Consider the following 14,804-nt stretch of genomic DNA (forward strand, 5'->3'; position numbering starts at 1 on the left):
GTGCTGAGAGCTGCCCTCGAATCCGAACGCGACCTCGTCCTTTCCTGGCGCAATCACCCTGCCGTACGCGCGGTCAGCATGACCACGCACGAAATTCGACCGGTGGAGCATGCCGCCTGGTGGGCGAAGAACTGGCCGACCGTCCTCATCTTCGAAGACGAGGGGACGCCGGCCGGTGTGGTGATTTTCAACGGCGAGACGTGGGCGTTCTACCTCGACGTCGAGGGGCTGGGCCGGCGCATGCTGCCCGCCTGGATGCGGCTGGAGAAAGAGGCGATCGAGTACGCGTTCACCACCTTGGGCCTGGACCGCCTCGGCGGCGAGACCCTGGAGGAGAACAAGCAGGTCCTGGCCCTGCATCGACGCTTCGGTTTCCGGGAGATCCGACGTTACGAGCGCTCCGTCGACGGCATCATGAAAACCGTCGTGGTGACGGAGAAAGGCAGAAATGACTAAATTCGGACCCGATAAGCGGCCGTACATCGTCGCGGAGATGTCGGGCAACCACAACGGATCGCTCGACCGCGCGCTGGCCCTGGTGGATGCCGCGGCCGACGCCGGAGCGGACGCTATCAAGATCCAGACCTACACCGCCGACACCATGACGGTGGACGTGAAGCACCCCCGCTTCCAGATCTCCAAGGGCCACGAGCTCTGGGGCGATCAGTACCTCTACCAGCTCTTCGAGAAGGCCCACACGCCGTGGGACTGGCACCAGCCGATCTTCGAACGGGCCCGCGAGCGGGGCATCACCCCATTCTCCAGCCCGTTCGACCGCACCGCGATCGAGCTGCTGGAGAAGCTGGACGCTCCGATGTACAAGATCGCGTCCTCGGAGATCACCGACCTGCCGCTGATCCGGCTCGCCGCGAGCACCGGCAAGCCCATGATCATCTCGACCGGTATGGCGAGCGTGAAGGAGATCGCGGCCGCGGTCGAGGCCGCTCAGGGGTCCGGTTCGCCCGACGTGACCGTGCTCAGCTGCACCGCCTCCTACCCGGCGCCGCCGGCGGAGACCAACCTGCGGCGCATCCCGGTGCTGGCCCGGATGCTCGAGCTGCCGATCGGGCTCAGCGACCACACGCTCGGCATCGGCGTGCCGATCGCCGCGGTCGCGTACGGCGCCTGCCTGATCGAGAAGCACGTGACCCTCGACCGGGGCGACGGCGGCGTCGACTCGGCGTTCTCGCTCGAACCGCACGAGGTCAAGCTGCTGCGCGAGGAGTCGGAGCGGGCCTGGCAAGCGCTCGGCACTACACACATCGGCCCGACCGAGGCCGAGAAGGAGAGCCTGCGGTTCCGCCGCTCGCTCTACGTCGTGGCCGACGTGACGGCCGGCGACCCGGTCACCGAACAGAACGTCCGCTCGATCCGCCCGACCGGCGGCCTCGAGCCGGACATGATCGGCACGGTCCTCGGGCGGACCTTCACCGCCGACGCGGCCAAAGGCACCCCGCTGACCTGGGACTTGATCTAAACCCCCCGTTCGACGTCAAGAAAGGCACCAAGTCACCGTGTGGCTCATTGCGAACCCCAAGGAACTGCAGGTGTTCCTGGAGTCGGCGACTGTCTACTGGGAAAAGAACCTCCCCCGGCCGACCGACGACGCGGTCATCCTGGTCGAGGCCTTCCATCAGGACATTCGCGTGACCCTGCGGAACCTGGCGTTCGCGAACGCCATCCGCAGGATCCGGCCGGCCCGGATGGTCGTTTTCACAGGTGTCGAGGCCGCCTGGAAGAAGACGCTGTGGACGGCGTTCGACATCGGGCTGGTCCGGCAGATCGCCGAGGCGTTCGGCGCGTCCGAGACGATCGACGTCTGGGACATCGTGCGCGGCAGCGCGCCCGCCCCGGTCGACGAGGTGGTCACCGCGTACGCCGACGCTACCTACTGCCGCCTGGCCAAAGTGCCGCGGCTTCCGGCCGACTATCAGAGCCGGGCCGATTATCGGCAGCGCCTGGCGTACGCGGCGACGCTCAAGCACTTCTACGAGCAGCAGATGGAACAGAACGTGGTAGCGCTGGTCACCAGCCACGTCGACTACGACCAGTGGGGCCTGGCGGCCGAGGCGGCCCGCGACCACCGCGTGCCGATCATCCACACCCAGCAGACCGGCTGTTTCAAGGCGTACGGGCTGTTCCCCGAGAACGACACCCACACCGGCACCTTCCGCGAGGAACTGACGCGCCAGATCGGCGACACCTTCGAGCGTCAGGTGTGGTCCCGGCGCGACAAGTTGCGCGACGCGGCCGAGCTGATCGCGTGGCGGTCCAAGGTCAACCTGGGCCGGCCGAGCTGGTGGCGGGGCGGGGCGGCGGCGTCGGTCGACCTCAACAACCCGGACGAGCGCAAGCAACTGCGCCGCAGCGCGGTGACCCGACTGGGCTTCGACGCCGACCGCCCGATCATCACCGTTTACAACCACGCCGTCAGTGACGCGCTGGGCACCAACCGCGAGCTGTTCCCCAGCCTGGCCGACTGGTTCGCCGACACCGCCGCCTGGGCGGCCAAGCACCGCGAGGCGCAGTGGCTGTTCCTGGAACACCCGAGCCAGGCGCTCTACGACTCGACCGGCTTCTTCACGTCGCTGGCCAGGGAGTACAAGAAGGAAGATCACATGGTCTTCCGGCCGAGCACCGCGTTCAGCAAGAACGCGCTGTGGAGCCTCACCGACCTCGGCGTCACGGTTCGCGGCAGCGTCAGCAACGAGCTCCCGGCGTACGGCATCCCGGTGATCCAGGCCGGCTGGTCGGAGTGGAGCTCGTGCGGCCTGTCCACCGTGGTCGACGACCAGGAGCAGTACTTCAAGACCCTCGAGCAGAGCATCAACCAGATCCGGGAGGGCATCGAGCTGGTCACGCCCGAGCAGGTCGAGCGGGCCCGGCTCTGGCTGTGGCTCTACCGCAGCGGCACCGACGTCGTCACGCCGGTGGTGCCGCAGTGGGAGGTCTGGCCGGCCGACGTGTTGCTCAAGTCGATCCGGGCGACATTCCGGCACATCGAGAGCGACGCCGACCCGCTGTTCGAGACCGTCGAGCGCATGTGGAACCGGCACGAGCCGATGCTGACCCGGACGGACTGGTCGGCATGATCGGCTCCTGGTTCGCCACCAAGTACGACGAGCCCCGCCACACCCTTGAGCTGCCGGTCGAGGTGACCAGCGGGCGCGACGAGGGCCTGTGCATCGTCGACCAGGTGATCCGTGGCACCGCGATCGTCGGCCGGGCGACGGGCGACTTCGGCGCGGTGGCGCTCAAGGTGCGGGGCACCGGCCGGCCGGTACACGTGGCGGTCACGATCCAGCTCGACGACATGAGCACCCGCTGGTGGTCCGACCGGGTGCGGCCGCCGCGGCTGACCCCGGAGCGCCCGCGGCTCGTGCTCGTGCGGGCCCAGGGCGACCTGAAGGGCGCCGCGCTTCTGGCCCGCCGGCAGGCGTGGCGCCGGGCGACCAACTCGATTGTGGAGATCGGTTTCGACCTGACCGCCGGCGAACTCGACCGCGACGGGCTGCTCGTCGTCGAACTGGCCGAGGCGCCGCGCCCGCCGTGGGCCGAGGGCCGGTTGTCCCGGCAGTCGGCGCTGGGCCTGCGGATCGACCGGATCACGGTGCGCGAGCAGGGTGACGGCGAGCCGGTGCGGTTCGCCTACCGGCCCACCAACTGTGACCTGGCCCTGCTGCCGCCGGACGGGCCGAGCTCGTTCCGCCTCGACGTCGACACGGTCGAGTACGCTCCGCCCCTGCCGCGCACGCCCACCGGCAGGATCACGAGGCGTACGCCCGCCCGGGCCGTTTTCAAGGCGGGCCGGATGGCCCGCCGGGTGGCCGTGAGCGCCGGCTCCCGGGTCAAACCGGACCGGCCCGGCAGCAGCCTGGGTGTGCGGGCGGTCGATCTGAGCAACGGCGAACCGGTCGACGTCTCGATCGTCGGACGCCGCTCCGGCAGCCTCGACGTGAAGCTCGACCCGCCGCCCGGTGCGCCGGTCCTGGTCGGCCTCGACCGCGCCCATCCGGGCGTGTCCTGCCGGGTGGTGACCACGCGATGACCCACCGCCCGGCGCTCACCTCGGACGCCGACGACAACCGGCGGGTGCTCCAACAGACCCTGGACGCCCATCGCGGTGGCGAGCTGGAAGTGCCGCGCGGCGAATGGACGATCACCGACGGCCTGCGGGTGCCCTCCGGGTGGACGATCCGGGGCGCCGAGACGGTCGACCCGGCCGCCGAGGCACCGGCCGGCACGCTGGTGTCGGCCGGCCGCACCGGCCACCCGATCCTGCACGTGCTCGGCTCCGACGTCACGATCAGCGACCTCGGACTGAAGCCGCCGCCCGCCGACCCGGGCGAGCACGGCGGCGACCGCGGCACCGCGATCACCATCGGCGACTACCTGTACGAGTCGATGCCGGAGTGGATCCAGCGCGTGGACGTGCGCCGGGTGCTCGTCACGCGGCCCGGCGAACGGCACGCCAACTGCATCGCGATCATGGGCGCGGTCCGCGAGATCACCGTGCACGACGTGCTGGTCCGTGGCGGCTACACGGCGGTGGCGGTGCACTGGGGCGCGGTCGGGGCGGACGTGTCGTCGATCGTCGGGCCGACCTTCCACCCGCATCAGCTGACGCTCACCGACCTGCGGGTGCGCGACGCGATCGAGGGCTTCTATCTGAGCTCGGTCCACGACGTACGGGTCAGCGGCGCCTGCCTGCGCGACGTCGAGATGGGCTTCCGGCTGCTGCCCGGCGACAACACCAACCGGTTCGTGCCGTCGGCCTACGCCGAGGACACCCACTCGGCCAGCCTGGCCGTCGACATCGGGTCGCGCATCGAGATCGCGGACTGCTGCGTCGACTGGAACGGGCCGCGCTACGGCGTACGCGTCGCCGGATGGGGCCGCAGCGAGGTCGACGGCGTGGTCAGCGTGCTGACCTATCGGGACGCGCTGATCCGGGACTGCTCGATCAACGGCACCGGCAGTGGCGACTCGTGGTCACCGATCGTGGTCGAACAGGCCGCCGGGGTCGAGTTGCGCTCGATCATGACCGGCTCCCGGCCGGACGGAAAGTGCTGCTCACTGGGCTGAAACGGGGACCCGCGGCGCGGCGGGCAAGATCAACGCCTACAGTGGACGTGAGCATTGCCCCACTGTCCTGGCGAAACTTGCCCCCGGCGCCGCACCCCAGCGCGGTCGCCCTGGCCAGGACGCATGACGCGGCCGGGACGAGCGCCGCCACGCCCGTCCCGGCCGCCCACGCAGCCGCCACGCCCGTCCCGGCCGCCCACGCACCTGTTACGGGCGGAGATACGCCAGCACGGCCAGCACCCGCCGGTGCTGCTCCTCGTCCTGATGCAGGTCGAGCTTGGTGAAGATGTTGCGCACGTGCTTCTCGACCGCGCCCTCGGTGACCACCAGCTTGCGGGCGATCGCGGTGTTGGAGAGACCCTCGGCCATCCGCTCCAGCACCTCGCGCTCGCGCGGTGTGAGGTTACGCAGCGGGTCGTCGCGGCGCCGCCGCACCAGCAACTGGCCGACCACCTCGGGGTCGAGCACCGTGCCGCCGTCGGCCACCCGGGCCAGCCCGTCGAGGAAGTCGGCGACCTGGGCGACCCGGTCCTTGAGCAGGTAGCCGACGGCGCCGCGGCGGTCGGCCAGCAGATCGTCGGCGTACGACACCTCGACGTACTGCGAGAGCACCAGGATCGGGCTGCCGGGCACCTGGGAGCGGGCCTCGACCGCCGCCCGGAGGCCCTCGTCGGTGTGCGAGGGCGGCATCCGAACATCCACGATGGACACGTCGGGCCGGTGCGCGACCACCGCGCGTACGAGGGAAGGCCCGTCGCCGACGGCCTCCACCACCGTGTGGCCGTTCTCCTCGACGAGCCTGATCAGACCCTCACGCAGCAGCACCGCATCGTCGGCAATCACCACACGCATGCCGCCATGCTGTCAGATGAGAGCCCTCTCAGAGGGGCAGGGCCGCCGTGATGCGCGTGCCTTCGCCCTCGGGGCTGTCGAGCGAGAGCACCCCGCCGGCCGCCCGCACCCGGTCGTCGAGCCCGGCGAGCCCGTGCCCCTTGGCCAGGCTGGCCCCGCCGATGCCGTCGTCGCTGACCGAGACGAGCAGGCCGGTGGCGAGCCGCTGCACGCTCACCTGCACCTCGCCGGCCCGGCTGTGCTTGGCGACGTTGGTCAGCGACTCGGCGACCACGAAGTAGGCGGTCGACTCGACGGCCGGGTCGAGGCGCTCCACGATCGGCGCGTCGAGGTCGACCGGGACGGTGCAGCGGCCGGCCAGGGCGGTCAGCGCGGCCTGGAGCCCCCGGTCGACCAGGATCGGCGGGGCGATGCCGCGGGACAACGCCCGCAGCTCGTCGAGGGTTTCGCGGGTCTGGGTGAGCGCCTCGGCGAGGGTCGCCCGGGCCGCCTCGGGGTTGGTGGCGAACTGCTGCTCGGCCCGGCCGAGGTCCATCGCCAGGCGGACCAGCCGCTGCTGGGGGCCGTCGTGGATGTCCCGCTCGAGCTTGCGCAGCGCGGTCGCCTCGGCCGATACCGCGGCCGCCTTCTGCGCCTGGGCCACCTCGCGGGCCGCGTTGGCCTCGGCGACCTGGGTGCGCAGTTCGTTGACCCCGCTGAGCAGGCCCCGGGCGAACAACGCCTCGAGCAGCGCCACCCCGCGCACCACCGGGTAGAGCGTGACCGCGAAGAACGCGCCGATGATCAGGTAGAAGACGACGTCGGTGGTGTAGTCGGAGTTGAAGCCGAGCAGTTCGGGCAGGCCGTCGTTGCCCTCTCCCAGCGTCGCCCACCCCCAGAGCGACCAGCTGAGGCCGCCCAGCGCGCCCGCCCACCAGGTCACGGTGAAGATGAAAGCGATCGTGCTCGGGATGAAGCGGAACGCGCCGTGCACCAGGTCGAGCCACGCCTGCCCGTCGGTGAGCGGGGTGATCATGCGCCGCACCCAGCCGGCGTCCTTGCGCTTCTTGTAGTAGGGGTGCGGCATGTCGCGGTGCAGCACCGGGCGGATGCGGGCCCGCTCGACGGCGGCGAAGCCACGCGCCATGATCAGCGTGGCGGGCATGATCACGATGCCGATCCAGATCACCGTCGTGCCCAGGCCGAGGAAGAAGAACGGGAGCAGGAGCGCGACGGTGAGGATGCCCAGGGGGAATCCGAGCAGCGCGTACTGCGTGTCGATGCCGAGCTGGCGAAGCATCCGCAGCGGCCGGCTCGGAGCGAAGTCGGCGTAGGTCGTGGTCATGTCATTGACCGTAGGCATCGGAGCCCCTCCTTCCGATCCCGCTTACCGCCCGACCGACAGTAGGGTTAACCCGACCACCGGCTCAACCCGGTTGTGATTTTGTGGAAGCATGAGCTGGTTGCGTCCTCTGACCGATCGCCGAGTCGGCACCAAAATCATGATCGCGGTGCTGATCGTCGCATTTTTCAGCGTCTTCGACGGGCTGTGGGCGCTCGACAGCCTCAGCGCGACCAACCGGCAGGTGAAGACCGTCTACCGGCACAGTCAAGAACTCGATGCGATAGGAGCACTGCACAGCGCGGTCAATCAGGCCTGGCTCGCGGCCGACGACTACCTGCTGGCTTCCGACCAGGCGGCCCGCGACTCGGCCGGCACCGCGCTCACCGCGGCCCGGGCCCAGGTCGACCAGGACGCGGCGACCTATCGGAGCTACCCGCTCAGCACCGCCGCCGCGGCCGACGTCGCCTCCTTCGACGCCGACTGGGCGCGCTATCTCACGGTGCTGCAGAACCAGGTCCTGCCGTTGGCCGGCCGGGCCGGCCGGGCCCGCCTCGATGCCGTACGCGCGAGCCAGGTGGCCCCGCTGATGGCGACCGTACGCACGGCCCTGACCAGCCTCTCCACCCGAACCGTGGCCGACGCCGCGGCCCAGGAGAACACCGCCGAGAGCCGCTACCAGTCGACCAAGATCTGGGTGATCGTGCTGCTGGTGGCCAGCGCAGTGGTCGGGATCGGGCTGGCCGCCGGCATCGCCCGGCTCATCGTGGGACCGCTCGGCCGGTGCGTGGCCGCGCTCGACCGGATCGGCCGGGGCGACCTCACCACCCGCATCCCGGTGGAGAGCAAGGACGAGATCGGCCGGCTCTCGGACACCCTCAACCGCACCGCGGCCGCGGTCGGCACCATGGTCGGCAAGGTGCACGGCAGTTCCGACCTGCTGGCCTCGGCGTCCGACCGCCTCTCCGCCGTCTCGGCCCAGCTGTCCGCCTCGGCCGAGGAGGCGTCGGCCCAGGTGAGCACGGTGTCCGACTCGGCCGACCGGGTCAGCGACGGCGTACGCGCCATCTCCGCCGGGGCCGAGGAGATGGGCGCCTCGATCCGGGAGATCGCCGGCAACGCCGGCGAGGCGGCCGGGGTGGCCGCCGACGCCGCGCGGACCGCGGCCGAGACCAACGCCGGCGTGGCCAAGCTGGGCGAGGCGTCGAACCAGATCAGCACCGTGGTCGCCCTGATCACCTCGATCGCCGAGCAGACCAACCTGCTGGCGCTCAACGCGACAATCGAAGCCGCGCGGGCCGGTGAGGCGGGCAAGGGTTTCGCGGTGGTCGCCTCCGAGGTCAAGGACCTGGCCCAGGAGACGGCCAAGGCGACCGAGCAGATCACCGCCCAGGTGGCCGCCATCCAGGTCGAAAGCGACGGCGCGGTGGGCGCGATCGGCCGGATCGCCACGGTGATCTCGACGATCAGCGACTACACCACCACGATCGCCTCGGCGGTCGAGGAGCAGACCGCCACCACCAACGAGATCGCCCGCAGCGTGAGCGAGGCGGCCGAGGGCTCGTCGAGCATCGCCGAGAACATCCACGGGGTCACCGAGGCCGCCCAGCAGGTGACCGCCGGCGCCACCCGGACCTCGACGACCGCCGCCGAGCTGGCCACCACCGCGGCCGAGCTGCGGACGACGGTCGCCGCCTTCCGGATCTAAAGCTCGTAGACGCTGACCGGGCCGGACCGGTACCGCAGGTGGCAGACGCGGTCCAGGGCGGCCGAGACCGGGCTCGTGCGGGCGTCGGCGAAGAGCCAGCGCACGTGATAGTCGCGCCCTAACCGTTCCACGTCGGCCGCGTCGCCCTGGGCGAAGACCCGCTCGTTGAGCCCGAACCGGTCCGGGTAGGGGGCCGGCTGCAACATGTAGCGCAGGCCGTTCAGGTTGTTCGCGGCCACCGCCTGATCGGTGTAGCCCCAGCTCTCCACCAGCGCCCGGCGGCCGGAGATGCCGACGACCCAGAACGCCCGGGCGTCGCACACCTTGGCCCGGGGCACCCGCTGGCAGTGCACGTTGGTGGCGATCACGTCGTCGCGCCCGGAGTGGTCGCCCAGCCAGAGCGCGGCCCGCATCTCGTCGGCGCCGATCGCCTTCTCCGGGTTGGGCCGGTTCGGCCGGCCGTGCAGATCGGTTCTCACCTGCGGAGCCACGGCGGCGGCCAGGCCCGCGCCGAGGATCGCCGCGGTCAGCCCGGCCGGGACCGCCCGCCAGGCGAAGCGGCCGGTTGCGAGCCGCCAGACGAGCAGCACCACGAGCGCGACCGCCACCGCCACGCCCGCGGTCAGCAGCAGCGGCTCGGCGAGTGCCCAGGCCCACTCGTGGGGCCAGTTGTGCCGGGGCCGCGGGCCGGCCGGCGCGAAGATCGACCACAGCGCCCCGGCGACCAGGCCGGCCACCACCGGCCGCCAGCCGCGAGCCTGATCGGCCAGCAACCAGACGGTCAGCAGCGTCACGAACGGCACCGCGCAGAGGTAGAAGTAGATCTGGCTGGCCGACGGGTGCCAGAGCAGCCACATCCCGCCGGTCCCGGCCACCCCGATGCCGGCGAGCAGCCACGCCGCCGGATCGGTACGGATGCGCCGCCGGGGCAGTCCGACGAGCCCGAACAGGCGCGGCGACTGGAGCAGCGCCCACCACGCGAACAGCCCCAGCCCGAAGGCCAGCCCGGTCGCGCCGTGGTCGGCGATGCCGGGTGGCAGGAAGGTGTCGCCGGTGGCCCGGTCGTGTATGCCGTAGGTCTTGGAATAGGGCGCCACCCAGTAGAGGATCGCGAACGGCTGCAGGGTCAGAACGCTCGCGCCGCCCCCGGCGAAGATTTTGAGCCCGATCAGCATCGCCAGCAGGGTCAGCCCGAGCAGCAGCAGGCCGGCCCGCAGCCGATCGCGGTGCCGCAGCAGCAATACGAGCAGGGCAAGCACCAGACCGGCCACGAACGGCGGCAGCGTGCTCTCCTTCGCGCCCGAGCAGGCCAGCGCCAGCGGGAGCACCACCGCCCAGGCCCAGCCCAGCCGGCGCCCCCGCAACACGTCCAGGGCGATCGCGATGAGCAGGCCGAACAGCGGCAGCGCGTACGACTGGGACGGGCTGAGGTAGGACAGCGCGAACCCACCGGACGCGTCGGTCGCCGAGCCCAGCAGCAGCGGGAACGCCAGCAGCGAGGCGGCGCCGCCGAGCGCGCCCGCCCACCACTTGCCGGTCAGCTCGCGGGTGATCGCCGCGCAGACCAGAGTCGCGCTCACCCCGATCGGGACGATCCAGAGCCGGAACATCACGGTGGCCGGTGGGATATGGGTGATCATGCTGGCCGCGGCCATGTCGGCGTCGGACAGGTAGTGGTAGCGCAGGGTGTCCCCGGCCAGCTGGGGCACCTGGAACGGCATCGACCGGGTCATCTCGTGCACCAGGGCCAGGTGGTACATGAGGTCCTGGTAATAGGTGACGGTCGCCGGCGGCAGCGGGGTGGTCCGCCAGAACGTCCAGGTCGCCGCCACCAGGGCAAGCGCGGCGGCCGCCATGATCCAGGACCAGGCGACCGGCAGCGGGCGGCGCTCGTCGGGCCGGATCCGCCAGTGCCGCCGCAGCTTCGGCACCGCCACGAACAGCGCGATGACCAGCAGCGGCCAGGCCGGGAGCAGCACCTGCAGCCCGGTGGCCGCGCAGAGCACCCACCCGATGATCAGCACGAACAGGCCGGTGGCCGACCCCAGCCCGAGGTCCTCGGGCAGGTTGCCCCGGCTTCCCCGCAGGGCCCGGTGCACCAGCGTGCCGGGCAGCACGAGCGCGACGGCCAGATAAATCGCGTAGACGGCGACGTCGCAGGCCGGGGTGCCGAAATGCAGCACGCCGTACGCCCACGCCGCGGCCGGGAGCAGCCACGGCAGCAGTGCCCAGGGCCATCGCCGGCGTACGCCCGAAGTCGTCTCGCCGGTGGGGAGCCCCACCGCGCGCTCAGCAAGCAGGCTCACGCAACACGTCCCAGGTCGTAGATCGTCACGGGTCCGGCGGTGTAGCTGAGATGGGCCAGGCCGGCGAGACCGGGCGCCACCATCCCGGCCCGGGTGTCGGCGAAGAGCCACCGCACACCGGCCGCGTGCAGGCGGGCCACCGCGGCCGGATCGCCGGTGGTGAAGGCCTGCTGGTTGACCGCGTACCGGTCCGGGTACGGCGCGGGCTGGAAGAAGTACTTCAAGTTGTTCGTCCCGTTCGCCGCGACCGTCTGGTCGGAATAGGCCCAGCTCTCCACGTAGCTGCGCCGGCCGCCCAGCCCGGCGACCCAGAACGCACGCGCGTCGCACGTCCGGAAGTTCATCGGCATGCAGTGCACGTTGGTGGCGACCACGTCGTCGGGCCCGGCGTGGTCGTTCAGCCACAGCGCGGCCCGCATCTCGGTCGCGGTGACCTCGACCCGCAGCGGCGTCGGGCCTCGCCGGGCGTGCACCTCGCGGGCGATGTTCTCGGCGCCGCTCGCCATGCTGCCCGCCAGCACGGCGGCCAGCAGCGCCACCGGCAGCGCTCGCAGCGCCCGGCGCCGCCAGATCACCACCGCGACGGCCGAGAGAACCACCGCGATCCCGGCGGCGACCAGCGCCGGAACGACGAGAGCCACGGTCCAACTATGGAGGGTCGCGACGTCGGGCGGATTGAATTTGAGGCCGAACACCGTCCACAGGCCCCCGGCCGCCACCCCGGCGACCAGCACCCGCCAACCGCGGCTGCGCCGGGCCACCGCCCGTACGGCCAGCACCACCCCGAACGGCACCGCGCCGGAGAGGAAGTAGACCTGGCTCGCGGAGGGGTGCCAGAAGAACAGCGCGGCGGCCATGCCGGCCACGATCATGCCGCCGAGCAGCCACGGCGCCGGGTCGCCGTCGCGGTCCGGCACGAACAGCCCGATCAGCCGCGGCGCCTGCATGAGCAGGAACCACACCACCACCAGCGCGACGAACCACCGCCCGGCCGCGCCGGCATGCTGCATCCCGGGCGGGAACAGGCCGCCCGGCGACACGCCGTCGTGGCGGCCCAGGGTCTCGGAGTACGGCTCCATCCAGCGGAGCAGGCTGAGCGGCTGCACGCCCAGGGTGCCCGCGCCGCCACCGGCGAAGAGCCGGTAACCGACGGCCATCCCGAATCCGACCGAGGCCACCAGGCCCACGGCGGCCCACGGCGCCGACCGGCGCCGCCACCACAGGTAGGCGCCGGCCAGCACCAGCCCGGCGAGCAGCGGCGGCAGGGCGCTCGACTTGGCACCCGCGCAGGCCACCGCCAGCACCGGTGGCGCCACCCATCCGACCCGGCCGGCGGCCCACCGGCGGCCGCCGAGCCTCTGGACCGCGACCAGCACGAACAGCGCCAGCAGCGGCATCGCGTAGGCCTGGGACGGGCTGGCCAGGGCGATCGTGGAGTCGCCGATCACCTGGATCGGAGAGGTGCCGAACAGGGGTTCCCCGCCGAAGGCCACCGCGGCGGCCACCGGGCCGGCCCACCAGCGCGGGGCGACCGTACGGGTGAGCGCCGCAATCGACATCGCGGCCGCCGACAGCACCGGCAGGATCCAGAGCCGCAGGAACACGGTCGACGGCGCGATGTGCGTGACCAGGCTCGCCGCGGCCATGTCGGCGTCCGACAGGTAGTGGTAGCGCAGGGTGTCGCCGGCCAGTTGAGGCACCTGGAACGGCGTCGAGCGCATCATCTCGTGCACCAGCGCGAGGTGGTAATAGAGGTCCGGGTAGAGCTGGGCGGTGACCGGCGGCAGCGGCGTGATCGCGAACTGCGCCGCGGTCCAGAACGCCAGCAGGATCAGCACCGCCGCCATCGCCCACGACCAGACGAGTGGCAGTGGCGCCGGCTCGGCGATCCTCCAGTGCCGACGCAGCCGTGGCAGGGCGGCGAAGAGGGCCAGGATCAGCAGCGGCCAGATCGTCGGGATCAGGTGCAGGCCGGTGGCCGCGCCGAGCGCCCAGCCGGCCAGTTGCACCACCAAGCCGGTGGCCGCGCCGAGACCGAGGTCCTCGGGCAGGTTGCCCCGGCTCCCCCAGAGCGCGCGGAAGACCAGCGTGCCCGGCGCGACCACGGCCAGCGTGAGATAGACGGCGTAGCCGGCGGTGTCCCGTTCCGGGGTGCCGTAGTGGTGCAGGACGCCGCCGGCCACTGCGGCGGCGACCAGCCACGGAAGCAGCGCCCAGAAAGTCCTCAGTGGACGAGACAGGTCGGCCGGCGGCGAGACCTCCGCCGGCACATCCGCGACCTTCTTGTCGATTTGCCCCGTGGAGGTCATTGCCCGTCAGTTCTGCAGAACGGTCAAGCGCGTGAATTCACGCGGCAGGTCGTAGCCGTCCCAGATCGCGCCGAAGGTCAGCGCCTGACCGAACGGCACGATCCGATCCACCCCGCGTCCGCCGAGCGCGATCGCGAACGCCTGCAACTCCTCCGGCGCGAAGCCGAAGTGGCTGAAGGTCTGGTCCTGCCGGTTCATCGCCGGCACCAGGTCGAGCAGGGAGCCCACCTCGGCGAACGGGAAGGCGCCGGCACCGATCCAGTGCCGCGGCGCGTCCGGCACGGCGGCCAGCGACATCGAGGTCACCGTGTTGGCCGGGAAATCCATCCGGGTGACCGCACCGGTGGCGGCCATCCCGTACGCGTTGACCCGCTTCTCGACCGCCATCGCCGCGTCGACCTCCCAGCCCCGCTGCCCGACGACATCCAGCAGCAGGGTCAGGAACTCCTCGCGTACGTCCTCGCTGTTCGCACCGACCAGGAACACCGTGCGGGGCGAGGAGCAGGCGGCCTGGTCGAACCAGTACGCGTCGTTGGAGAACCCGACCACGGCCTGGCGCCGCGCGGCCGGATCGGCGGCCCGCCAGCCGGCGACCGACAGCGCGGCCCAGGAAGTGCGGTCGGGGAAGGTCAGGTCGCGCCCGGACGGCCGCAGCGGCTGCCTGCGGATCGTCGTGACCGCGGCGTCGCCACCCCAGATCACCCGCAGGTCGCACCACTGGCTCAGGGCGGCGGTGACCGCGTCGTCCCGGCCGTACGTGATCATGCGCTGGGTGCGGCCGATCACCGGGTCGGCGTCGGCCAGCGTGGCGTTGAGCGCCTCCAGGATCGTGTCGGCCGCGGTCGCCGAACGCTCGGAGATGCGCACGACGTTGTGGTTGCCGGCCAGCGCGGACAGCGCCCACGAATACACGAAGATCGTGTCGACGTTGGCGGGCGGCACGTGGAAGACGTTGCCGCGCGGGAAGACGAAGGCGTCCTCGCGCCGCATCCGGGTGACGGCCCGGGTGAGCTCGGCCGGACGCATGAAGTAGCCGAGCGAGCCCAGTTCCGGGTGCCGCCGGGCGACGGCCGGGGCGAGCAGTTTGCGGGCCAGCTTGCTGAGGAAGTCGACGACCCGCGGGTCACCGACGGTGAGACGATCCTCCGGCCGAGCGGGTGCGGTGAGGTCAATCTCGGCCCCGAACCGGAAACGTACGCCGTTCACGCTGTGCTTCATCGGGC

Annotated in this window: 11 protein-coding genes; 6 read left to right on the top strand and 5 right to left on the bottom strand. The window is 71.5% G+C overall.

Annotated elements, in window-relative coordinates; all coding sequences use genetic code 11:
- From ACIA5C_RS38455 to ACIA5C_RS38475, 5 genes are read left to right on the top strand one after another with little or no spacing between them, the layout of a single operon-like run.
- On the top strand, window positions 1-456 hold the full coding sequence (locus tag ACIA5C_RS38455; protein WP_396064122.1) for a GNAT family N-acetyltransferase: 456 nt from the start codon (window positions 1-3) through the stop codon (window positions 454-456).
- On the top strand, window positions 449-1,477 hold the full coding sequence (gene pseI / locus ACIA5C_RS38460) for a pseudaminic acid synthase (RefSeq protein WP_396064124.1): 1,029 nt from the start codon (window positions 449-451) through the stop codon (window positions 1,475-1,477). Before ACIA5C_RS38455 ends, pseI begins: the two co-directional genes overlap by 8 nt.
- 37 nt (window positions 1,478-1,514) lie before the next feature.
- Window positions 1,515-3,092 carry a hypothetical protein gene (locus ACIA5C_RS38465; RefSeq protein ID WP_396064126.1) on the top strand — a complete coding sequence of 526 codons (1,578 nt, stop codon included), beginning with the start codon at window positions 1,515-1,517 and terminating at the stop codon, window positions 3,090-3,092.
- Window positions 3,044-4,048, top strand: coding sequence for a hypothetical protein (locus tag ACIA5C_RS38470; RefSeq protein ID WP_396064129.1), 1,005 nt, complete (start codon window positions 3,044-3,046; stop codon window positions 4,046-4,048). The genes ACIA5C_RS38465 and ACIA5C_RS38470 overlap by 49 nt, the downstream gene beginning before the upstream one ends.
- Entirely contained in the window at window positions 4,045-5,085 is a 1,041-nt protein-coding gene (locus tag ACIA5C_RS38475; protein WP_396064131.1) for a hypothetical protein, read from the top strand. The genes ACIA5C_RS38470 and ACIA5C_RS38475 overlap by 4 nt, the downstream gene beginning before the upstream one ends.
- Window positions 5,086-5,292: 207 nt before the next feature.
- On the opposite strand, the gene ACIA5C_RS38480 is transcribed toward ACIA5C_RS38475, so the two are convergent.
- Window positions 5,293-5,937: a LuxR C-terminal-related transcriptional regulator gene (locus ACIA5C_RS38480; RefSeq protein WP_396064133.1), complete on the bottom strand. Its 645-nt coding sequence runs from the start codon at window positions 5,935-5,937 to the stop codon at window positions 5,293-5,295.
- A gap of 28 nt (window positions 5,938-5,965) precedes the next feature.
- Entirely contained in the window at window positions 5,966-7,279 is a 1,314-nt protein-coding gene (locus tag ACIA5C_RS38485) for a sensor histidine kinase (RefSeq protein ID WP_396064135.1), read from the bottom strand.
- Window positions 7,280-7,370: 91 nt separating this feature from the next.
- On the opposite strand from ACIA5C_RS38485, the gene ACIA5C_RS38490 reads away from it, so the two are divergent.
- Window positions 7,371-8,966 carry a methyl-accepting chemotaxis protein gene (locus tag ACIA5C_RS38490; RefSeq protein WP_396064137.1) on the top strand — a complete coding sequence of 532 codons (1,596 nt, stop codon included), beginning with the start codon at window positions 7,371-7,373 and terminating at the stop codon, window positions 8,964-8,966.
- On the opposite strand, the gene ACIA5C_RS38495 is transcribed toward ACIA5C_RS38490, so the two are convergent.
- From ACIA5C_RS38495 to ACIA5C_RS38505, 3 genes are read right to left on the bottom strand one after another with little or no spacing between them, the layout of a single operon-like run.
- Window positions 8,963-11,272: a hypothetical protein gene (locus tag ACIA5C_RS38495; RefSeq protein ID WP_396064140.1), complete on the bottom strand. Its 2,310-nt coding sequence runs from the start codon at window positions 11,270-11,272 to the stop codon at window positions 8,963-8,965. The two genes, ACIA5C_RS38490 and ACIA5C_RS38495, sit on opposite strands and share 4 nt — an antisense overlap.
- Window positions 11,269-13,581, bottom strand: a complete 2,313-nt coding sequence (locus ACIA5C_RS38500) for a hypothetical protein (protein WP_396064142.1) — start codon at window positions 13,579-13,581, stop codon at window positions 11,269-11,271. The genes ACIA5C_RS38495 and ACIA5C_RS38500 overlap by 4 nt, the downstream gene beginning before the upstream one ends.
- Before the next feature lie 6 nt (window positions 13,582-13,587).
- Entirely contained in the window at window positions 13,588-14,799 is a 1,212-nt protein-coding gene (locus ACIA5C_RS38505) for an acyl-CoA reductase (RefSeq protein ID WP_396064144.1), read from the bottom strand.
- Window positions 14,800-14,804: the final 5 nt, after the last annotated feature.

This window comes from Actinoplanes sp. NPDC051343 (assembly GCF_044455125.1).
GTDB lineage: Bacteria > Actinomycetota > Actinomycetes > Mycobacteriales > Micromonosporaceae > Actinoplanes.